The 22,240-nt window shown below is 44.1% G+C and carries 14 protein-coding genes and 2 pseudogenes; 8 read left to right on the forward strand and 8 right to left on the reverse strand.

Annotation, left to right across the window (positions count from 1 at the left end; all coding sequences use genetic code 11):
* Positions 1 to 14: 14 nt before the first annotated feature.
* Together AACR77_RS01620 and AACR77_RS01625 are read right to left on the reverse strand one after the other, a co-directional pair.
* Positions 15 to 117, reverse strand: a pseudogene (locus tag AACR77_RS01620).
* Positions 118 to 284: 167 nt separating this feature from the next.
* Positions 285 to 581, reverse strand: coding sequence for a hypothetical protein (locus tag AACR77_RS01625; protein WP_042877918.1), 297 nt, complete (start codon positions 579 to 581; stop codon positions 285 to 287).
* A gap of 106 nt (positions 582 to 687) precedes the next feature.
* Between AACR77_RS01625 and AACR77_RS01630 the strand changes: the two genes are divergently transcribed.
* From AACR77_RS01630 to AACR77_RS01655, 7 genes are all read left to right on the forward strand, one after another.
* A complete protein-coding gene (locus AACR77_RS01630) occupies positions 688 to 1,932 on the forward strand; it encodes a Fic family protein (protein WP_339373207.1) in 1,245 nt (414 codons plus the stop codon).
* Positions 1,933 to 2,069: 137 nt separating this feature from the next.
* Positions 2,070 to 2,501: an antitoxin Xre/MbcA/ParS toxin-binding domain-containing protein gene (locus tag AACR77_RS23080; RefSeq protein WP_081999271.1), complete on the forward strand. Its 432-nt coding sequence runs from the start codon at positions 2,070 to 2,072 to the stop codon at positions 2,499 to 2,501.
* A 488-nt stretch (positions 2,502 to 2,989) separates the two neighbouring features.
* Positions 2,990 to 3,928 (forward strand): WYL domain-containing protein, encoded by a 939-nt coding sequence (locus AACR77_RS01635; protein WP_042877922.1) that lies wholly within the window; start codon positions 2,990 to 2,992, stop codon positions 3,926 to 3,928.
* Between the two features lie 79 nt (positions 3,929 to 4,007).
* Positions 4,008 to 5,831, forward strand: a complete 1,824-nt coding sequence (locus AACR77_RS01640; protein WP_042877924.1) for a site-specific DNA-methyltransferase — start codon at positions 4,008 to 4,010, stop codon at positions 5,829 to 5,831.
* A gap of 1 nt (position 5,832) precedes the next feature.
* Positions 5,833 to 8,484 (forward strand): DEAD/DEAH box helicase, encoded by a 2,652-nt coding sequence (locus AACR77_RS01645; RefSeq protein ID WP_042877926.1) that lies wholly within the window; start codon positions 5,833 to 5,835, stop codon positions 8,482 to 8,484.
* Positions 8,485 to 8,580: 96 nt separating this feature from the next.
* Positions 8,581 to 12,462 carry a hypothetical protein gene (locus AACR77_RS01650; protein ID WP_081999272.1) on the forward strand — a complete coding sequence of 1,294 codons (3,882 nt, stop codon included), beginning with the start codon at positions 8,581 to 8,583 and terminating at the stop codon, positions 12,460 to 12,462.
* The gene (locus AACR77_RS01655) at positions 12,462 to 14,885 is read left to right on the forward strand and encodes a hypothetical protein (protein ID WP_042877930.1); all 2,424 of its coding nucleotides are present in this window, start codon (positions 12,462 to 12,464) and stop codon (positions 14,883 to 14,885) included. The genes AACR77_RS01650 and AACR77_RS01655 overlap by 1 nt, the downstream gene beginning before the upstream one ends.
* A gap of 404 nt (positions 14,886 to 15,289) precedes the next feature.
* On the opposite strand, the gene AACR77_RS01660 is transcribed toward AACR77_RS01655, so the two are convergent.
* Complete coding sequence (locus AACR77_RS01660; RefSeq protein ID WP_139739412.1) at positions 15,290 to 15,766, reverse strand: hypothetical protein; 477 nt, start codon at positions 15,764 to 15,766, stop codon at positions 15,290 to 15,292.
* Positions 15,767 to 16,298: 532 nt separating this feature from the next.
* Here AACR77_RS01660 and AACR77_RS01665 point away from each other — a divergent pair.
* A pseudogene (locus AACR77_RS01665) lies at positions 16,299 to 16,847 on the forward strand (IS5 family transposase); the annotation flags it as partial.
* 140 nt (positions 16,848 to 16,987) lie between these two features.
* On the opposite strand, the gene AACR77_RS01670 reads toward AACR77_RS01665, so the two are convergent.
* The 5 genes from AACR77_RS01670 to AACR77_RS01690 form a co-directional block, all read right to left on the reverse strand.
* Positions 16,988 to 17,626 (reverse strand): hypothetical protein, encoded by a 639-nt coding sequence (locus tag AACR77_RS01670; RefSeq protein WP_042877935.1) that lies wholly within the window; start codon positions 17,624 to 17,626, stop codon positions 16,988 to 16,990.
* 169 nt (positions 17,627 to 17,795) lie between these two features.
* The gene (locus AACR77_RS01675) at positions 17,796 to 18,218 is read right to left on the reverse strand and encodes a hypothetical protein (protein ID WP_139739411.1); all 423 of its coding nucleotides are present in this window, start codon (positions 18,216 to 18,218) and stop codon (positions 17,796 to 17,798) included.
* A gap of 202 nt (positions 18,219 to 18,420) precedes the next feature.
* On the reverse strand, positions 18,421 to 19,413 hold the full coding sequence (locus tag AACR77_RS01680; protein ID WP_042877937.1) for an AAA family ATPase: 993 nt from the start codon (positions 19,411 to 19,413) through the stop codon (positions 18,421 to 18,423).
* Between the two features lie 160 nt (positions 19,414 to 19,573).
* Positions 19,574 to 21,283, reverse strand: a complete 1,710-nt coding sequence (locus tag AACR77_RS01685; protein ID WP_081999273.1) for a relaxase/mobilization nuclease domain-containing protein — start codon at positions 21,281 to 21,283, stop codon at positions 19,574 to 19,576.
* Complete coding sequence (locus AACR77_RS01690; protein WP_231563061.1) at positions 21,274 to 21,972, reverse strand: plasmid mobilization protein; 699 nt, start codon at positions 21,970 to 21,972, stop codon at positions 21,274 to 21,276. Before AACR77_RS01690 ends, AACR77_RS01685 begins: the two co-directional genes overlap by 10 nt.
* Positions 21,973 to 22,240: the final 268 nt, after the last annotated feature.

Genomic DNA, 22,240 nt, shown 5'->3' on the forward strand with positions numbered 1-22,240 from the left:
CCTTTTGTTTTATTTGGCGGTGAGGGAGGGATTCGAACCCTCATTCTCGTACATCACAGCACAAATATAACCTTCAATTTCAATAGCTTACGCATTTTTTACCGAAATAAAAGCTACATAATTGTCTCAGGTAATTGCTATGAGACTTATCGTACTTTTATATAGGAAATTAATTAAATGTCAACCACATAGGTTGTGGCAATTGACTGCGTTGTAGCTCCTATCTGACCGATGCAAAGGCACTTGGAGAGACTGCTTAACACAAAAATCTGTCTTGTATGGGGTCAGATAAGCTCTAGGTTCCGACTGACCAACCCAAAATCCCGTTCTAGATCATATTCTTTTTCTGAAAACATCATGGCCCCACGCCGCTCCTCTTTCATATTTGCGATGACTTGAAAGAAGCAGCACTCGCACAGATGGACCTCGTACTGTTCACCATCGTGCTGAGAGCCATAACCCCATTGGGCACTCAATGTTCCAAACGAGATGTTTGAACAGTCCGTTTGGCAGCTCTTTTCACAGACATCACAGCGGACATCGCTGACTACCTCTACCTCTTTTATTGCCATAATTTTCATATCTTGCAGCTCCATTTGTGCGGTTAGTCACTTATTGTGCAGCATCTTCCGACAAACGACATCCCCAGCAGGTTCTTTCAATGGTACTAGTTGTGTCATGAGCCGAATGATGGCTATTATCGGTTCACACTGTGAGCCGAATAAGGTGTCAGTTCGGCTCATTTGTGGCATTGCACTACTTGCCCGCGACACAGAATCAACGAGGTTATCGATGGCAGCAAACTGGATCTGGCAACACGAAGAGTGGCCAAATTTTTGCTGGCAAGATAAGCCGTTACTGCCACGGCTACGCATGGTGTACCGCAATCTGGGACTACTCCAGGGCCTTCACTTATCAGCCCACAGCACAAAACTAGCGCATCAGTCACATGTGCTTGATACGCTACTTGCCAATCTTATTGCTTCATCGGCCATCGAGAATCAACGACTTAATGGGCAATCATTACGTACATCGCTGGCTCGTCACCTTGACATATCGGAACAGGCACCTTACCCCACCTCAGATCGCTCTGATGGATTGGCGGCCATGATTGTTGATGCAATCTATAACAACGATGAGCAATTGACGCTGGAACGCTTGCTGCAATGGCACCGCTGGCTTTTCCCCGCTGATGACCGGAGATCGCATCAGATACGCGTTGGCCAGCTGCGTGGTGATGAGCCGATGCAGGTGATATCCGGAGCACGTGATCGACTCATCGTGCATTTCGAAGCCCCACCACGAGAGGGGCTGGAGCAGGAATTGGCCACTTTCATCGACTGGTTCAGAACCAGTCTCGATGACCCCTGCCTAGACCCATTACTAAGGGCCGCCATCAGCCACATATGGTTTGTCACTTTGCATCCGTTTGATGACGGTAATGGGAGGGTCACCCGAGCCCTAACCGATCTTGCACTCTCTCAGGCCGACAACCAGAGCATCACTCTGTATGCAATGTCGACCGTGATTTTCGAACACCGAGCCGATTACTATCGCGCTCTGGAGCAGACTCAGAGAGGAGGCGTGGATGTCACAGAGTGGCTGGTTTGGTTTTTGGACACACTCAACGTCACGCTGGAACAGGCCCAACAATCATGCACCCATACTCTGGCCCGGAACCGTTTCTGGCAGCAACACGCTAGCGACCAGCTGTTCACAGAACAAATCCAGATCCTGAACCATTTGTTAGACGGTTACATACAGGGCGGCCTACCGTGCATTAGTGCCAGCCAGTATCAAAAAATTGCTCAGGTGAGCAAATCAACTGCGACACGCCACCTTACTGATCTACTTGAAAAAAACTGCCTAGAAAAAGGGTCAAGTGGCGTCGGTAGAAATACCAGTTATAGGCTCAAATTGACACATCATTGATAAAGGGACTCAAAATGGGATGGATTTTACAGGTATAGTGAGAAGCCAATCGATTATGGGCATGTGTGATTGGCCACCGTCAGATTGGTTTCTTTATATAGGATGCCTGACGCCAGGTAGAATTGGGGAGCAAAACAATGGACCAAACGATAGCTGTTTTGAGCATTGAGCCACTGGGACTGTGGTTGTACGCGGACGGAAAAAAGCATTTTTTGGAATTTAGACATTTTCCGTGTTTTAGCGGAGCTCCAGTAGCATCGGTGTTTAGCGTTGAGCCGTTAGGGGATGACGGAGTACGGTGGCCTGATCTGGACATTGATCTACATCTGGCCAGTATTCAGGATCCGGCTCGACATCCACTCATTAGTCAAGATCCACCAGTAGCCCCCGCAGTAATGGCTGCGGCCATAGCATTACATGATGGTAATGCATCACGTGCACTACGATGGTTGCAGAAACCTGCGATAGCACTTGGGGGCAGGCGTCCGGTTGACTACCAGGATAGTCCAGAACACATCCAGGCCGTGCTCGATCTTATCGGGCGCATCGAGCACGGCGTCCTAAACTAAAGCGGAATCTCGCACCAATTTAAGGCTAGTGTCAGGTGATAACTGATCTGTACTGGCAGAAGTTGCCAGGCGCGTTCGAGAGAGTCGACGTGCCCTGATATCTACAGACTCAGGAAAGGTGTATCTCAAATCAGTAACATCCTCGTGCCACTGGTTCGGGTAGCACATTGATAGCGGCTATCAGCAATGGCACAAAACAAGGTCTTCATGCCGATACCTGAGCGACAATAGCAATCAAGATCAAAAAGTTGTCGCTTAGTCTTCCCTACAAAATAACTTGTGATACGATGACACCTAATAAAATTGATTAGGTTAAAGCCTATTCAGTGTCTCATGGCTATCGGTCCTGCTTCACCCAATAGAGATTGCTAAGTCATTGCGGATGAAGAGCTGCGTTGAGCGACACTGTTCAATGTGATTACGCGATGTCGGTCACCGCTTGATAAACAGAGTTTTAAGAAACTGGTTGAATTGGATGAGCAAGACGCATGACAGATGATGGTTTAAAACAAACGGTAGTGGCGAAACCAGATAGGTCTTCGCAGATAGCACAGTTGCCCCAAGCAACCAGAGATCGCATTGCTCACATCGATTTCACCTTACTGTTTAAAGGAGAAGCGGTTCGGGCGGATTTAGTCGATCGCTTTAGCATAGCCGCCGCTCAGGCCACGAAAGACTTCACAATGTACCGAGAGCTTGCACCAAACAACATTGAGTATGACCCAAAGCTCAAGTTGCATAAGCGTGGTGAAGCATTTGAACCCTTGTTCGACTATGACATCGTTCGAACACTGGCGACGATTAGCCAAGGGTATGGCGATGGCTTCACAGGCAAGGTAAAACCACCTCTTGCGTGTGAAGCACCTTATCACCTTAACAAACCGAGTTTATCGATAGTGGCGAAAGTCTCCGAGGCCATACACAAAGGCAAAGCCTTGCGTATCACCTATGTATCGCTATCAAGCGGTGAAACAACCCGTGAAATTGTGCCTCATACGCTGGTGGATAATGGTCTGCGTTGGCACGTTCGTGGTTTTGACCGCAAGCGTAGTGAATTCCGTGACTTTGTACTGACCCGAATTAAAACCGCTGCTGTGCTCGAAGATTCAACCTTGTCGCCTTCTGTTATCAAAGAAAGTGAGCTCGAAACCCAAGATCGACAGTGGAACCGATTCGTAGAGCTGGAGTTAGTGCCGCACCCACGCATAGCGCACAGCGAAGCGATTGAGCTGGACTATGGCATGGCGGGTGGCGTACTGAAGGTTGAAATCAGAGCTGCAACTGCGGGGTATTTGCTCAGGCTTTGGAATGTCGATTGTTCCGAGACCGCTTGCTTATCAAGCAGTCAATGCCAACTGGCATTGAACAATCGTGCCGCGCTTTATGGGGTACAAAACCTCGCAATTGCGCCGGGTTATGTCACTTAGACGATGAGCACAACCCAGGCAACACTTTTTATTACTAGAGATTAATCATTAGAATTAATGAAGAATTTAAGGAATACCTATGCCAACGTTGGATTTTAAAGGTAAGCAGTTTGTGTATTCACACCACCTGAGTGTGCCGTTTCGTGAACTCAAAGTGGTCGCCGATAAATCGTTACCACAGCAAGGTAAGGCGGCCTCACTGGATGACAACCTCATCATCCATGGCGATAACCTCGAAGCCCTCAAGGCGTTACTGCCGACTCATGCCGGTAAAGTAGACTGCATTTTTATCGACCCTCCTTACAACACGGGTAATGAAGGCTGGTGTTATAACGACAATGTGCGTTCACCATTGATGCAGGAGTGGTTGAAAAAGTCAGCTAATCCCGTTGATAAAGAAGATTTGGAGCGTCATGACAAATGGCTATGCATGATGTGGCCGAGACTCATTCTGCTTCGCGAACTACTGAGTGAAAGTGGGTCAATTTGGATCACCTTGGATGATAATGAAGCTCATAGATTCAAAGTTTTGATGGATGAAATTTTTGGCGAAGAAAATTTTGTTGCTACATGTATTTGGCAGAAGGTGTTTAGTCCTAAAAATACAGCACAATTTTTTTCGGAAGACCATGATTTTATTCTGGTATATGCAAAAAACAAAGAAGTCTGGAGACCTAACTTACTAGCTCGCACTGAAGAAATGGAAGCGCGGTATTCTAATCCTGATGACGACCCAAATGGCCCATGGACTTCGGGGGATTTATCTGCTCGTAATTTTTATTCAGAAGGAACATATTCGATTACTTGTCCCTCTGGACGGATCATTTCTGGCCCACCTAAAGGAACATATTGGAGGGTCTCAAAGGACAATTTTGACCGGTTAGACTCTCAAGGAAAAATTTGGTGGGGAGCAAATGGTGATAATCAGCCAAGATTAAAACGATATTTATCAGATGTTAAAGACGGTAGGGTTCCTCAAACCCTTTGGTTGAACAAAGATGTCGGTCACACTCAAGATGCGAAAAAAGAGTTGCTCCAAGTAATGGACTTTGAAGCGTCCTCTGATGTGTTCATCACACCTAAACCATCGACGTTAATAGCTCGAGTGTTAGAGCTAGCAACTACAGAAACTTCCATTGTAATAGATTCCTTTGCTGGTTCAGGAACAACAGCACATGCGGTACTAGAGGCTAATAAAAATGACAATGGTAATCGGAAGTTTATCTTAGTTGAGTGTGAAGACTACGCCGATACATTAACTGCTGAACGTGTTCGCCGGGTTATTAACGGTTACCCCTTCAAAGGAAACCAAAAGCAAGAACTGCTTTCTGAAAAAATCACCTGGTCGGTTTTTGAGAAAAAACACGCTGAGCTGTTGGAAAAAATTGCCAAAGTGGAAGCAAAACACAGCAAAGATTTCGACAACATCAAAAAAGAGCTCAAAGACGGTGTGCTGACTGTCACCGGTGAGCGCAAAGTGGATGAGTTTTCCCCAGGCATTGGTGGCAGTTTCACTTATTGTACCTTGGGTGAACCGATCCAAATTGAAAGTTTGCTCACTGGTGATGCAATGCCGTCGTTTGACGCGCTCGCACGTTATGTGTTTTATACCGCCACTGGGCAGTCGTTAGCAACGGTCGCTAAAGCTTCTGCTGATGGTTTTATCGGTGAAACAGATCTATTCCGTATTCATCTGTTCTATCGTCCAGATAGCGAATGGCTGCGCTCAAATGAAGCGGCATTAAACGCGGACAAAGTAGCTGAGATTGTTAAAAAAAATGCCACGAAAAAACGCACGATTGTATTCGCTGTTGCGAAATTTATGAGTCAGAAGGACTTAACTGAAAAACGCATTGAGTTTTGCCAGTTGCCTTACGCTATCCATCGCATTATGGGGGCGTAACATGGAGTTAAAAGACTACCAAAACGGTGTGCTGGATAAGCTGGATTATTACTTAAAAAAGCTGGCCGACACCAAGGAAGAAGCGGAAGACTTTGTTGCTTTTCAGAAAATGAAAGGCAAAGAGGCTCGCTTAACCGATTACGCCAAAGATACGTGGGAAGCTCTGGTACAGGAGCGCCGTATTGACCTACTTAAAGACAAGAGCGGTCACTTGGTGCCTGCGCCTTATGTCACAAGGTTTGACGGCTTAGAGCGGCCAATTCCTAACGTGTGCCTGAAAGTGCCGACGGGTGGCGGTAAAACCTTACTTGGCGTTGCTGCGGTCGAGCGCCTGCAAACGGATTTGTTTACGCAACAAACCGGTATGGTGCTCTGGGTGGTGCCATCGGATGCCATTTACAAACAAACCTGGAAACAGTTGGCCAATCGTGAGCATCCGTATCGGCAAATGCTTGAACGTGCTTCGGGTGGGCGGGTAAAAATGCTCGAAAAGAACGATGCATTTACCAAGCGGGATACCGACGAAAACCTGTGCGTTATGTTGTTGATGCTGCAATCCAGTGCGCGTCAATCGAAAGAAACGCTACGCATGTTCCGTGATAGCGGGCGATTTACCACCTTCTTCCCCATTGAAGATGACACCACCGCCAATGAGGCGCTATTGAGCAGTATTCGTAATTTAGATTGTAACGATCTATCCGATTACGGTTGGCAAGAAGGCATAGCCCCAGGCTCAGTGTCAGTCAAACAAAGCTTGGGCAATGTGTTACGTATAGTACGGCCCATTATTATTGTTGATGAAGGCCACAAGGCATACAGCGAAACGGCCAGAGATACGCTTTGTGGTTTCAATCCTAAGTTTATTCTTGAGCTCTCGGCAACGCCGAACGCAAACGGTAAACATCATTCAAATGTGCTGGTGAATGTGTCTGGGCAAGCACTGAAAGATGAGCAAATGATTAAGTTACCCATTAACTTAATCAACGAAGACAAAAGTGAGTGGAAGCATACCTTGTCGCTTGCGCACGCTAAATTGGCTGAGCTTGAACAGGATGCCGGGCAGCTACAAAACGAAACCGGTCGCTATATTCGGCCCATCATGCTGATCCGTGTTGAGCGGACAGGTAAAGATCAACGAGATTCAGCCTTTGTTCATGCGGAAGACACCCGCGAATATTTGATGGACAAACTGGGCGTAAATGAAAATGAGATTCGCCTGAAAACGTCGGACAAAGACGAGTTGGGTGATGATGATTTGCTCAGCGAAATGTGCCCTGTTAAATACATCATCACAAAGGATGCGCTGCGTGAAGGGTGGGATTGCCCCTTTGCTTATGTGTTAACCGTGTTGTCTAAAATGACCGCAAAAACGGCAATCACCCAAATGATTGGCCGGGTACTACGTCAACCACATGCGCGATTGACGCAAAAACCAAGCTTAGATGAGTGTTATGTCTACACCTTTGATCAGGATGTGATGGAAGCTGTCGCCGGTGTTAAGCAAGGTTTAGAAGAAGAAGGTATGGGGGATGTGGCGAATCAGGTTAAAGCCTCGGAAGCCAATAAACCCGCCGCAGTAGTGAGCAAAGAAACCTTATTGCGTAGAGAGCGTTTTCGTAACCTACCTAAAATATTCTTGCCTCGGGTTTTACATCGTGATGCTGGGAACAAAGATGGCTACCGTTTGTTTGACTATGAACGGGATGTGCTGGGTGACCTGGATTGGGAATCGCTGTCTTATTTGAATGCAGAGAACTTCCAGCTAGTGGACGACAAATTACAGCGCACGATTGCCCGTATCGACTACAAAATGTCAAAGGATAACCAAGGCGAATTGGACTTGGCCGATCCGGTACACCAAAGCGTTGAGTTTGACCCCAGTGCAGGTCTAGATATCTCGTTTATGGTAAGACAGCTCACCGATGTTATTCCAAACCCATGGCAAGCCATGCGGGTGTTAAAACAGACATTAGACATCTTGCGTGGTAATGGTGTTTCTGAGGAGGCGTTGTTTACTAACCGCCTTGAGCTACTCAAAGAGATGAAGCGCGACATTAAACAACAGGTTGCTCAATTGTCGGAGCAAATCTTCAGGTCTAAGTTGGACAAGGGGGATATCTCCCTGCGCCTGCTTGCTTCAGATAACGAAAAGCTAAATTGGGAACTGGCGCAAACCATTGACGTAAACGTCAGTGAGCATGATCAGGTGCTTCGCCGCAAAGATGGATCTGAACTCGAAAAAAGCCTGTTCGAAAAGGTCTATCAAAATGGGCTTAACAATTTAGAGCGAGACACAGCCTGGTATTTGGACAAACAAGAATCTGTGTATTGGTGGCATCGCATTGCGGTAAATCAGCGCGAGTACAGCCTACAAGGGTGGCAAAAGCAAAAGGTTTACCCTGACTTATTGGTGTGCGTCGAACAGCCTAGCTCAGGTAATTACCGTTTCTCGGTGTTGGAAACCAAGGGCGAGCATTTAAAAGGCAACGACGACACTGAGTACAAACGTCGTTTGTTTGAGCTTTTAACTGAGCATGTCAAGACGGCGGTGGATGCCGGAAAGCTTACATTGGAAGCAGCGTCGGGCGGTATGTCCTTCAGAATGCTGATGGAAGACAGTTGGTCGCAAGAGATCGTGCCTGAATTGAATTAATGAGTGATTTGTTGGTGTTGTGTTGTCTCCAACCTTGTCGCTCCTTCTAAAAAAGGGGCGAAACTCCAAAGGATTATCAAGTTAACGAGGATTTAGATGAGTCAGCCAATACCGACTTCTTATAATCAAATCATTGCGCATACGATTGAACAGGCACTTGCTCTATCGGTTAATGCAAAGAACGAAAATGCTATTGCTGGCTTTTGCCAGTTACAAGGTCCAACAGGCGGTGGCAAAAGTAGTTCTCTTTATCGTAGCCCAGGCGGGAAAATTCCAGCGAGCCTTGAATTTATAAAATCAAAAGGGTTGCAGGCCATATTGGTCACCCATCGCTGGAACATCCTGCATGACATTTATGAAAGTGCAACGAGTGCAAAAGATAGCTCAGGTAACCCACTACTCGTTAGTATTCTTTATGCTCAGGATGAAACTGTTGTCAGTGCCGTTTCTCAACGGGCACTGCCACATGAACAAGGTGTTCAAAAATCTGACTTGCCCGATCCTTATAAGGCTATTGAGGATATCCATGGTTTAGGAGTGTTTCGTTCTAATGCTGATAAAGAGGCTCTCGTCCGTGCTTGCCACAACGTTTCAGCCATTGCCCGTAATGTTGAGTACAAAAAGAAAAGTCCTGATTCGATGGGCGTCTTACTCGAACGAGAAGAGCAGGAACTAAGAAAACTGTGTGGGTTTGTCGAGCGCTCGCTACTTGGTGGTATGTCATCCTTAGAGAAGGCAGTGAAATATTCCAGTAAGCACTATGGCAAGACGCATGAACTCACGAGGCAAGCAAAAGAAAAGCTTCGCTTATTCAGAGAAAATAAATGGGTGCGCAGAATTTTTCCTGCTATTGCCTGGCACGATGATAAGCAACATTTGCTGGTGTTAACGACACAAAAAATGTTTGCTTCATTTTACGACGGTAAACAGAAAGTCAGGATGTCGAGCGGGCAACTGGCCGGTAAGGTGGTATTTGTTGATGAATTTGATTACCAAGCTGACATTTTACAAACATTACTCGCACAGTCTCAAATGGTGCAAGAACCGCCAGAGTGTATTGGTCAATTACTTGAAGGGGGTAAGCGCTTATTAGCGCGAATGCAGTTTGTTACTGCCGAACCTATACCTGAGCTTTACAGTGAGCTTAAACAGCTTATTGCCGACTTAGAGGAGGATCTAACGAGTAAAGGTGTCGATCTCAATCAGTCTAGGGCGCTGGTAATCCCTTTAAAGCAGTATGAATCAGGTGCTCCGTTCGAAAAGAAATATTTGTTTCGCTCAGATCACTTAGTGACCAGTGAACCTTTGCAGTTACAGCAAAAACCCTATGGCTTTGAAGTGAAAAGTCATGGTGAAAGCGATGATGTATCGGTTGATGTCGGTGATTTTTTGCGGGTGATGGAGAAATATATCAGACGCTTCAGTTTATTGTTGTCACAGTTTGCGACCGATGAGTCCGAAGCCTATGAGTATCTTGTTAGGTTAAACCGATTACTTTTCGACCCCGCTAATGACTATCGACCATCATACTACAGCACAGCTTTACCTAGTTTATCACTATTCTCCTTACCCCGTACAAGCTTAGCTGAGTTAGAGGCGCTGAGTAAATCAAACCTATTGCCAAATACTCAAACGAATATGTTTGGCCTGACAACCTGGCTGTTAACCACTGATGAAGCCGAAGCAGATATTGACCCACTGAGGATCAAGATTAAACGAGCACTATTGCCGACAACACCTGAAGGGTTAATGGTTTCGCTATCTAGTCGGAATCTCGTTTTTGCGTTATCCGCAACCTCTTATATCGAGAGGGCAATTGGCCATTTTGATATACGCTGGATTGAAAGCGCTTTGCGTTACGTTGCACAGGCCCGCAATCCACAATGTAACGAGAGTTTTTTGGGTGATAGTTTTGAGCCGCGCCCCGAAGATTGGTTTAAGAAGCCGATTCCATATTTACAAACTGGCGAGGATAGGCAGCTACAAATGGCTGTGATCCGCTCATTGGTTAAAGACAAATCGGAAAAGCGTCGCTCGGCACTGAAAACCGCGATCCACGACTTTGATGATGCAATCAATTCTCCAGTTTTTCAGGAGGCAAAACTGCATTTAAATGCAGTATTTTTTGAGGCTGAGAACTCAGACTACAAGTATGCATACCGGCAGTCTGTGCTGTTTAAATTACTACATGTTCTACGTTTAGCATCGAATGAGCCACAACATAAAGGGCATTTGGCCTTTGTTAACTCAGTTAAATACCTGAGGAAGTGGTTGATTAGTGATACCGCAGAAAACAGCAGAATTAGCGCTGATTGGCTTGAAATGGAGCGACCAACGGCCGGAGTATTGTCTTCTTTTGACGATGTATTTATTCCTTTAACTGTCAACGGTAAGCCTATGATGATTTGCTTACTAAATGCAGAGGCACAAAAGAAAGAGGGATTTGAGCACGCATATCAAGCGGCGTTCGACTCTGGTCGTATTGTCGTTGTAATGACACAAACCGCATCCGCAACCAATGGTATTAATTTGGATTACTCCTTGCCTAACTCTCAAGGAAGGATGGATCTGACGTCGCTTTTTATTATTGAAAGTAAGCACTTTTACTTTTCACCATGGGATAGTAATGATGCTGATGATGAAATGTCTCATGCTGGCTTTCAACTCAGAAACTTAGAAAAATTAGTCAGGCGCTCAGAGTTTTCACGTAAACAGCAACGGCAATTCATTATGCCATTGATGAATAACTCAGTCTCTAAAATCCAGGAGCTAAACAAGCTTTATAAAGGGACAAATGACTACGTTAAGAATCTTGCCGCTGATGTTCAGCAGCAAGTTGGTCGTATTGAACGTGCTTGGGCATATGTGCCTCATGTAGCGATTCATTTGAGCGATGATGTAGCAGGTCATCTTCGTAATTACGGCCAACTAACAGTTTTTACTAACAACCGAAATTGGGTTTCAAACCTTAACAATCAGCTTATTGATGATCTTGTTTACTCAGAAAACGCTTCGGTTTCTAACTTTCTTGAGCTGTTGAGAACGCGATCCCAGGATGGCTCTGGTGCAGTAGATATTATTGATAACAAGTTGGTTTCTGCTATCCGAGATGCACGACAAGGTAAGGGTTGTATTGAAGAAATTTCAGGGCTTTGGTATGAACTAGGCCGAGCTGTATTACAGCATGATCTTCAATGGAAACCTCAGAAAAATACTTTCGGCATAAATGAGCCTTTGTGTCGTTGGGCATGTTTTGAAAGACCGGAAGAGTCAAAGGCTACTGGTGAAATATGGTATGACCCGAAAAGTTGGCAGTTCTTTGCGAAGCGAGCAGCCGGATTGATTAAATATAATCCCCAGGCGCTCTATGAAGTAGTTAAGCGACAACCGGCCATCTCGAATTGGTTTAATCGCAAAGGTTTTCGAACTTCATTTCATCCTTCTGCTAATGACATTGAAGAGCAATTTGCATTTCATCCAGTCGTTATTCAGCGAATTTTACAAGGACGTATTGGAGAAGAAGGCATTCGCGCATTGCTTAGTGATAAGCAGCTTTTTACTAAACAAGATGTTTATAACCATGAGCTGTTTGAATTATATGATTTTGAGATAGCAAACGCGGATGTTTTTGTTGATGCTAAATTTTGGTCTATAGCCGCTCTAGAACAGTCTGATGAAGGCTTTGATCAATGGTGTGCTTCTGGCAAACATCCTGATTTTTCTCCTTTTGGGTTAATTAAAAAGTTGGAAAAGATACGCCAGATCCGTGGTGAAAATGCCATTTTGGTTATCGCGAATCTATTAACTGGTGAAGATTGTTCTTTATCTGGCTTCTCTGAAATGTTGGAGCCAGTAAAAGTTGAGAATGCCTCAATCCTGTTTTTACCAGGCTGTCTAGTGAGCGATGGGTATCAAATGACGTCTGGCTTTAAGTGGTTTTCTAAAATAGTTTGGCAGCGTATAAGGGAGCAAAGTTAATGGATAATAATAAAGATTTGAGGAAGTTGCCGCTGTCTCATTTAGTTTATTTAAATAGCGAGGTTGATGCAGATAAAGCCAACAAATTTGTGGTTTATCACTATCCACTTCTCAATAACAACTATCAGTGGAAAGAGAAGAAAGCCTGGGAAGAACGTATTGATGCTGAACTAGACAGCCGGCAGTTTGCCTATTTAATGAAAAAAAATGGTAATCAGTTTGGTCTCTATGTCGCTTTACAAAGTTCAAGTGATAGTCCTCCATCTATTGTAGACGCTGAGTTGCAACCTATTAATCCAGTTCGAGTTGAATATTCACCGGTGTTAAATCCTGTGTGGATTCGACTGATGATGCGATCATTACGGGCTTTTGGCGGTCATTGTAAAGGCGCTTACAGTTTAGGTTGTCCGTTATTGAAAGTAGATAGCTGGGCTGGCGGTGTAAATGCGATTAGTCTAGATTGTAGAACTCAGCAGTTAAATGATGGTAATACCACTGAAATTGCTCTGTTCTATACCAATGTTCCATTAAGACCGTTATCTAATGACGATGATATAGATCGCATTAAAAAGCCTCTATGGGTCTATGACAAAAATAAGGTACTCGTCAGGTGGTATCCTGGCCATGAAAGAAAACCGAGAGCTACGCTGTTTAAAGAAATTGGAAAGAGTAAAAATTCACGGAAGCAGCGTCCGTTTCTGGATCTTTCTACACCAACCAGGTTTGAGCAAAGTTGGCCTATGGTGTTAAAACCAGTGCAAGATGCGTTTATCCTTTTTGCGCGTGACTATGGTTTTGAACTTTCAGCTAAAACGTTAAATCTCCAACCACTGACGTTGAAAACAAAGCATAAGGCCAATAAGGCCAAGTCATCTTTCCCAAGCATCGAGATATCCGGTGAAATCAAGATTATAGACCTAAGAGTTAATGCCGTTGTTGCTTGTGAAGAAATATTAGACTTATTTAAATCTATAATTGCACAGAAAGGCGTCGATGTTTCGTGGAATTTACTAGATGGAACTGCGGCAAATGACTTTGAACGGATAAAGCTTGAACGTTCTGACCGCGTTTTGATTCTGCTAGATCAGGAAAAAGGTATTGAAGATGATCGTTATCCACTAACGAAGTCGTTAGTTGGACGGTGTGCAGTTCAACATATCAACGTTAATCCTCATGATGTAACGGGAGACCCAGTCGAAAAAGGGTTGTTAATCGAGTCAAAAAGAGACGATGATCCGATAAAGCTATACGTTGCGTCTGAAGGCGGATATTACACCTACAACTACGACTTATTAGACACCAAGGCATACAAAGAAGCTATAATTAGAAAGCTTGAAGTGGTTCTTAAAGAGTTAGAGATCAAACGTTTACTGATTGATTCTAATAAGTCTATTTCTCAAGTCTTACCATTGCAACACGCCTGTTTAAACGAATCAACCATTGTCATTACTGATGGTTATTTGTTTACGGTTTCAAATGACAGACCGGTTTTGATCCCCTTCGATCCCACTGATTCTGGTATGACTTTGAAAACAAATGAGTACTTGGCCAATTTCGAAACATCTGTAGATGATTTGCTCACTTTGATGAATGAGAATTGGCCCTATAGTTATCGTCAGAATGTTGTAATGGATTACTACGGTACGGAAGTTGATAAACAACGACGCTTTGCGGCAAGAATTACGCTTGTTTTGAGTAAGGATAAGGACGCACAAGTATCAATCATGATGCAAGATCCATCTTACGACCAAACGAATGTATTGCCACTGGGTATGGAAGATGCGCTTACGGATTTAACCAAGAAACAGAGGCCTTATCCGTTGATGGATTGGATGCTGCCAGATAGTGAAGTATTAATCAATATTGTCAAAGAGTTGAGTGATGATGGCGTTCTGTCCAGCCAAAAAGCAGCAATGCGCTTTGAAAGTGAACTGCCAGAATTAGTTGAATTATGGCAAGAACAATTAGTTTCGCTTCATCAACAAAATGAAACGAAGGTGACTTACTATCAGGTAAAAAAAGAGGTTATTCAGCGTTGGTTAGATAGGCGAGGTAAGAAAAAGGACACATCAATCAGCGGTAGTTTAGATACCTTGTTATCTCGATACTTTGATAAGCCTTTAAACGACATCAAACGCTGGATGAGTAACATACCGGGTATTCAACGCATATGGTACGACAAAGAAAAGGGTTATTTTGTTGTCGGTGGATTAACCTCTCCAAAAGCTCAGTTAATGAGACAGCCAAGCATCCGACAATGGCACACCTTGCAAGGTGAACTGGACATCGGATTACTTGCTGATTTGCTAGATGTTGATTGGGTTCGTATGAATCAGCTTGCGGGTAACCCCTGCGTGACAACACTAATCAAGCGATGGAAAGAGATAAATCCCGACTCTAGAGATGCGATTTTGCTCAGTTGAGCAATCGACGTTGGGAAGGTGCGAACAAAGTGGAGCACAATGGGAGAAAACCAGTGGTGGGCAATGCCTTTTCTTGATGGCAACGGCAGACAATAATTTGGCTAATGCATCAAGCCAAATTAACTGAAAATCGATGCTAGATAGACAATGTTTGGCCTCGTAAAAACAATCGAGGCGTTATACCAAATCTAACAAATAAAAAGGGACTGCAAACGCGCTGCGCTTTCAGTCCCGCTTATTTTAAGATTGCTACTTTCATCAGATGTGCATTTCACGTTATTGGTGAAGGTGTTTGAACCTCATACATATCATGTTCAAACTTCTTACACATCAATAAGATTGATGGAGCAAGCCAGACTAACTTTCAATAGTTAGTTTTGCGACTGAACCAACATCAATAATGGCTATACTTTTACTCTTGAGAGTACATTTATCGCCATTTTGTGATTTTCTATAATAGTAGATTCATTCACATTGTCAGCCCCCATCTCTGCAAGGAAATGCTCAGCAGATTGGTAGTCTCCACCTGGCATATAGTAACTAGGCATGTTGCTACGGGCCCAATCAGAATGTACTTGATCATAAGTAACAGTACTACCATTCTCATCATTGTAAAATGCATCAGCGAGATCATCATAATATGTCTTAATTGACACATCATCTAATGCTCTTGCAACATGCGTTGCAATGTCCTTATTTACAAGGACAAACGGGGGAAAATCATGAAGTTCATACATATAGTTACTATTTTTGAGCACCACATGCTTATCAAGGGCACAGGTGTTTTCATTCAGGTTATAGGCCCCCATCAAAAGGACGAGTGCATTATTAATAACCTCAGATTCAATCGCACAGACGTCATCATTAACTTTTTCAATCATAATACAACCTCATATATTAACGAAGATTTTTCAGCACTTGTGTTTATCTATTGGTAGGTTGAAGACCTACCCCAAAGCAATGAGTTTATTGCCAAATAAAAACTTATAGGTTAACGCAAAACACATTCACTATTTGTAGGTGTAAATGTATAGCGCGCGCCTAGTTGCAGTTAATTTAGGTTGATTTCATGCAAATGGCAATAGCAATTATCAAAAATATCTAAAATATTTTTCCCATTAAATTTCAACTGATTTTTCGCTCTCTTTTCACTGTCTATAGTGAGAAGTTTAAAACAATGAAAATCAAAAAAAACCACACGGAGAAAAGTCTTTTTCGTGGAAAAAATAATGGGGTTTCACATAATTATTTCCAACATAAAAAGTAAAAAAACAGTATAAAAATCTCGCCAAAAAATCATGAGTTCATGAAAAAAAAGCTTAGATGTTCTGGAAAAAAACCGTGGCTTTTTTACGTGTGTAAACTGAGATTTCTATGAACCTACATGAGCAAAAAATCGATTACTAACAGACTGCCCCTTGCTCGACCAAGAACAAGTGTGGCGAGCGTGACGGTGAGATGCACCAGACCAAGAAAGGCAATCAATGGTACTTCGGCATGAAGGCTCATATCGGTGTCGATGCCAAGAGTGGCCTGACGCACAGTCTGGAGACCACGGCAGCCAATGAGCATGACCTCAATCAAGTGGGAAATCTGCTCCATGGCGAGGAGGCATTTGTGTTCTCTGACGCAGGATATCAGGGTGCGGAAAATCGTGAAGAGCTGGCGGATGTAAAGGCACAATGGGCGATTGCGATGCGACCTGGCAGGCTCAAGGAGCTCAACAAGCATCCGCGAAAAAACAAGGCTCTGATTGCCTTTGAGAGGCTCAAATCCAGCATCCACGCCAAAGTGGAGCACCCGTTTCGGATCATCAAACGTCAGTTTGGCTTTGTGAAGGCGCGGTTCAAGGGGCTGCGCAAGAACGACAACCAACTGGCGATGTTGTTTACGCTGGCGAGTCTGTTTCGCGTGGACCAGATGATACGGGCATGGGATAGCTGTGCCCAAAAATCGAGATAAGCCTCGAAAATAAGGCTAAATGGCGCTTAATAGCCGAAAACTTGCTGCAAAAAGTCAGGTTTTTGGAGTGATGGGCATTTCAAATGCGGACAAAGAGTTCGTGGTGAAGGTGCGATCCACTTGTTCGCACCTTCCCTAGACTAACTGCTCGCGACACACATCCCGTTATCTCGCAACATTCCATCCGAACACCGCGCGACAGTGGAGAGAAACATATCGTGGAGGTCGTAAATCGGATCGTGGAGCAAATTTAATTCAGTCACCAGTAGATGGTGTGGGATTGCACCCAGCAGGTGGTTACGCAGATACTGGGTCATCTGGAAAAAATCAGTGCCCGATAACAGGGGTGTGTCCAATCGAATCAGCTCCATAAACGATTGTGGATGGCTAGACGGGTCGATGATATAGCCGCTGACCTGATAGGTGTAGGTACGAGCCCGTAGTAGTCTGTTTTCCAGGTATCTATGGCCATCCTCCGGCTGCTTATAGCACTGCTCCCTGGGTGGCTGCGGGATGAACTCGAAATTCGGCAGATCGGGATGACCCAATAGGATCAGTTGGGTGATCAGGCAGTGTCGAACGTCTGCACTGCCACTGCCAGCATTAAAACCAGCCTCGACGCTGTCACGTCGCAGTTGGTTGAAATGTTTAGCCAGCATAATGGGTTGGTTATAGGATTTTTTGTCGGAAAATGGAATTTCATATCCGGGCTTGGTGACATAGCCGTTTAGGTGGTAGATGAATGGGCCGATGAAAGGCTTTTTAGTTAAAATTATCATGATTAGTCCAGTGGGGGCAATCGGCAATCGGCAAACGGTTGCTGTGGTGATGATATAACAATCATCCTATTTGAATACTCTTGGAGCAGAACCCGATCACCAGCCCCACGAAAAATTAGTATAAATAGAGATATTGAAATTTTTAAATTTCTCCCTCCTTTTCAAACTCCTATCGCATAGTTGATCCATCATGAGTCGCCATTGAGTTTCTAAGAGTAACGCCACGGTAAACCGAGAGATTGCCATCTGTCAAGCGAGATAAATGGATCATACCATTGATTTTTAAGGGGTTTTTTATTGAAAAAATAATTGTACAAATTTTGCTCTTGGTTATTTTTTGCTCTTTTTGAGTATTGGCTGCACTATATTTGACATATAACATGTCCATAAACAGAATGGACGTGGTTGGGATGGTAAATATCGCTAATGCAGTAGTCATTACATGTGGATAATATGCTCGCAGAGCAATATAAATAAAAACATTCTTGCCACTCGATTTAAAGGACATGAGGCTTATATAGAGCATAAACAGACGAATTCCTGCATAAAGCAGGACATCAATGCTTGAATGAAATGTTCTAGTTGTTTTCAATGTGATTCATATTTTATTTTGAAAACAAAGGCTCAATTGTTTATTTCAGAATCATAATGCATTTAAAATGCAATGTCTAAAATAAGCACTAGGCGCTCTTGTGCATGAAAGGGGGGATATGTAAGGGGGTAATTCTGGATGCAATCTATTTATAGATAGAGGTTCATTGCACCCTTGCATCCAGGTGGTAAATATTGTGTGTTTAGGCTGACACATCAGTGAGTAAATCTGTTGCGATATACTCATACGTTTTATCCGGCCTCCTCTCCCGCCGAACCCAAGCATTTGCGACGCATTTTCTGATATAGTTTTTTGCCTGCCGTTCCTGTATGGAAAATTCCGCACAAAAGGAGTTCACTAACTCGGCTGCTGATACTGAGGTATGCCCACTCAGAGCTTTTTTCAGGGAAGTTAATAATGTGTTTTTATCACTATCATTCGCGCTGACGAATATCAGATGTTCTGTTCTGTTTAATAAAATTTCATCAGGAGTTTCAACCGCTCTCGAACTAAATCTGAGACTGAATCTAGCCCCCTGCCCATCCCGCAATGCTAGTGACATAACCCCATCAGCCTCACCATGAATGGATGATGCCCCCCTGATACCAGCAGCGCCAGCATTATAGTTCTCAGCTCCTGGTGAAGATTTTCTGGCATGATGCACAACGATGTGTGCGGCGGATCCACTAACCTTTCTTATGGACCGCATTACCTGCCCCATCAAACCGTTATCATTTTCCGCCGTTGTATGCATCCTAGCTAATACATCCCAAATAATCAGGTCAGGCTGGATCTCATTCACGATGGAGATCATTTTTTTCGCCTCTACAGGATCCAATACATCCGTTGTCTGGAAATCACCACACCGGAAAAAGTTCCGCTCAATTGTTTGGTCAGTCACATTATTATGTGTTGTCATGGTTAAAAAGCGTTTCCAGAACAACCGGTCTTTTAGCTCAAAATCCATATACAACACTCGTGCTGGAGCTTGATTCTTCCAGTTGAGGAACTGTCCTCCACTGGCGATGGCCAATGCGAGTTGCGTTGCGAGCAGCGATTTACCAGATTTTGGGGCGCCATTGATGATCCACTGATCACCCTGCTCAATAAGTTCGTCCAACAACCAAATCGGTTTTTGCTCACTGGCAATCCGCCCCTTACTAACCCCCCAAGCTAACATTTTATTCTGGAGCATACATACTCCCCCCCCCCAAAAAAAAAGGTTATTATTATTTGTTGTTTTTATATATCAATGGTAGATATTCATTATTGCTATTTATAAAAATAAACATTGCAAATAATCTATTGTTGATGATGTTCAGGAAATATAAAAAACAAACGCCATTCAGAATATTTTACAAAGAAAGATCTGAATCCATTTCATGACGTGCAGTCCTCTGACCAGAGTGCTCGTGCTGATATGTTAATGCATACGCTCCAGGCCTCATCCTGAAACGTGCAATTCTTTTGGCTGCTAATATAGGGTTATCCATTATGATTCTAAGACCTCGAGTAGCAATCTCACCGACCTCTGCGTACTCTCTACGGAGCCGCTCAAGGTCTGAACCTGCTCCTGCAACAGTTCGAGCGAAACGCTCATCTGATGAATGGAGTTCTCGGCAGAGACGTTGCTGTCGCTGGTATGCGTGTTCAAATGCTGCAACATGGTCAGCAAGACCTGATGGTCGTTCATTATCTGCTGCTGTGTGACATGCTGCGATTGAACCTGCTCCCTGAGTGTTGCTATCGAGCTCATCTGCTCGGTGTTGATAAAACTGAGCAACTCTAATAATTGTTTCTCTAAATTCATGATTAACTCCTAGTAATGCTAAAATAGCGCTCAAAATTTTCATCAGCAGTTGAATTAATGCCTTTTCGGTGTCTACTGTTAGGGTTCCCTCAGGGTTAATTGGGGTCAGTGTGTAACCTGCATATAGCTGCATCTGCTGTTGCCAAAAAAGCGCATTTGTTGGCTGTTTGCGATGTCTCTGGGTTATCACTGCGGCCATACCTGTCGGTCGTCTCACAGGCCTCGGAGAGGGCATTGGGTGCAGCGTCTCAGTGACGTTATAGCGGCTCTGATTGAAGGCCCGGCGTTTGGCTATCCGCTCCTCAATCTGCTGCCAGAGTGCATCCAACGACGGTTGTGGAGGCGTTGTTATCGTCAACGTCGGTCTCACCGCATCAATACTGGTAAACGAACGGCTAAATAAAGCTCCTTTCAGCCGAAAAGCCTTGATCTTTCCCTCTGGCACAATCCGGATGTAACCCTTTTTAGCCTCGACTTCGCTAATACCATACATTTGTCGAGTCTGAGGTTGCTCCAGCCAATCAATCACAGCTTGTCGGTTACATAACTGACCCTGAGTTACCCGTAACTGCACCGCATCAGATAACGCTGCAATTAAGTCCGCATTTTTACTGTACCGTGGTATTGTTCCTGTCAGCCTCTGGCGTTGCGGATCATCTGGACGTGCAAGGTTATGTTTCAGGTTGAGGTAATCACGGATCGCATTAAAATCTCCTTCCGCACCTGGTGGGTGAGGGTTGAAATATTTTCCAGTGCGAAGATTAATCCGTGGGATTAAGAAATGATTCTCCAGATTTTGTTCATGCGTATGTTGTACCCACAAGATCATCCTGTCCTCTATGGGTAATCCCGCAAAAACCAGCTCCTCCATCAATGCACGAAATTCTTGAGCAATATCTGGATTGGAGCTCAGCGTCTGGTTGTCCTCAATTGCATGTGCAATGACACCGCTGGTGTATTTATATTTATGTGGCGATATCTCGATTGCATAAGCGATGTCTCGTGGATTTCCAGCCAACAGCTCAGGTGGTGGAGTCCGTTGTACACCATGGATCAGTCTCAGTTGTTGGTTCAACCGATGAACCAATGGAGCGTCATTTTTATCACGAGCAACCCTAATCGCATCAGCGATTGTACTACGCTCATTTTTTTGTTGCGGCGTCAGAGCGCTGTAGATACCCAGTAGGTAATCTATTGGGGCGCTGGATTTAGTTTGGCGATGCCCATTGGTTGCAAAAAATCTAATCACCGCCATAGCTCATGCTCCTCATACTCACTCTCGATTAATGCTGGATTTACCTCCACTGCATCCTCGTCATCCTCACCTGAGTGTGACCATGTAGTGTCTGGGGTCGCAGTATCGCGTTTGCCATAGCGTATAACCCGAGATGGCTGTGTTAATTGTGGTGATAACATCTCGTTAACTTTATCAACCTGCTCTCTATGTTGTTTTTCTAGTTCCCTGAGTTCGCATAAAATAAAAAGTAGATTTACATCGCCCTTATGGGAGTTACACCATTTTACCAGCTGATTGAAATTGTTATAAAACCCGGTCTGTTGCGCAATAAGATTATTTATTGTGTCGCGTAATGTTTCTGCTGGAGAAATGACGATTTTCAATTTTGAGAGAGATTGAGATGCTAACCTCGATACAGTGACTTTTGCATTTTTAGCCTTTTTCTCCCAACGACGTTTTTCCTCATATGTGCAGCGTAGCTCGATTCGATGATCCCGGATCTCTGTAAAACTCGGCAACATTTGTCGAACGATGTCTGTATCCATATTTACATCTCTAGCTATACCGTTAATAGTGACAGCGACATCGTCATTGATGCACCTGATAACGGCCCTTTCAATGAGCAGCATGAGATCAGGATCTCTTATCAGCTCCTCACGTAAAGTGTTATTTTTGCTATTCCTTAATTTTTTATTTTCTTTTCCCACGTATTGTCTCCTGGCTGCTGAACAGCTCTAATTTATATATTTATTTAGCGGGTCTGGGCGGCAGCACAGGTAGGTCCAGGGCGACAGCCATGGCAAGGCTCCGTACACCGTACATTGCGGAACGCAATTTGTACGGTGTAGGAGTGACCTTGCTCTTTTTATTAAAAGCAATAAACTGCCTGATTAGATAGTAGCGTCAACGATAGTTTTTAGCTGCAACGATACCGTACACTCTTAGATCATATTAACCCGATAACTCTCTTTAATT

The organism is Aeromonas sp. ZOR0002, from assembly GCF_963866995.1.
In the GTDB taxonomy this organism is placed as follows: domain Bacteria; phylum Pseudomonadota; class Gammaproteobacteria; order Enterobacterales; family Aeromonadaceae; genus Aeromonas; species Aeromonas caviae.

Coding starts and splice junctions, on each gene's coding strand:
- AACR77_RS01625 (WP_042877918.1), bottom strand. CDS start 581: ATGAAAATTATGGCAATAAAAGAGGTAGAGGTAGTCAGCGATGTCCGC.
- AACR77_RS01630 (WP_339373207.1), top strand. CDS start 688: ATGATGGCTATTATCGGTTCACACTGTGAGCCGAATAAGGTGTCAGTT.
- AACR77_RS23080 (WP_081999271.1), top strand. CDS start 2,070: ATGGACCAAACGATAGCTGTTTTGAGCATTGAGCCACTGGGACTGTGG.
- AACR77_RS01635 (WP_042877922.1), top strand. CDS start 2,990: ATGACAGATGATGGTTTAAAACAAACGGTAGTGGCGAAACCAGATAGG.
- AACR77_RS01640 (WP_042877924.1), top strand. CDS start 4,008: ATGCCAACGTTGGATTTTAAAGGTAAGCAGTTTGTGTATTCACACCAC.
- AACR77_RS01645 (WP_042877926.1), top strand. CDS start 5,833: ATGGAGTTAAAAGACTACCAAAACGGTGTGCTGGATAAGCTGGATTAT.
- AACR77_RS01650 (WP_081999272.1), top strand. CDS start 8,581: ATGAGTCAGCCAATACCGACTTCTTATAATCAAATCATTGCGCATACG.
- AACR77_RS01655 (WP_042877930.1), top strand. CDS start 12,462: ATGGATAATAATAAAGATTTGAGGAAGTTGCCGCTGTCTCATTTAGTT.
- AACR77_RS01660 (WP_139739412.1), bottom strand. CDS start 15,766: ATGATTGAAAAAGTTAATGATGACGTCTGTGCGATTGAATCTGAGGTT.
- AACR77_RS01670 (WP_042877935.1), bottom strand. CDS start 17,626: ATGATAATTTTAACTAAAAAGCCTTTCATCGGCCCATTCATCTACCAC.
- AACR77_RS01680 (WP_042877937.1), bottom strand. CDS start 19,413: ATGCTCCAGAATAAAATGTTAGCTTGGGGGGTTAGTAAGGGGCGGATT.
- AACR77_RS01685 (WP_081999273.1), bottom strand. CDS start 21,283: ATGGCGGTGATTAGATTTTTTGCAACCAATGGGCATCGCCAAACTAAA.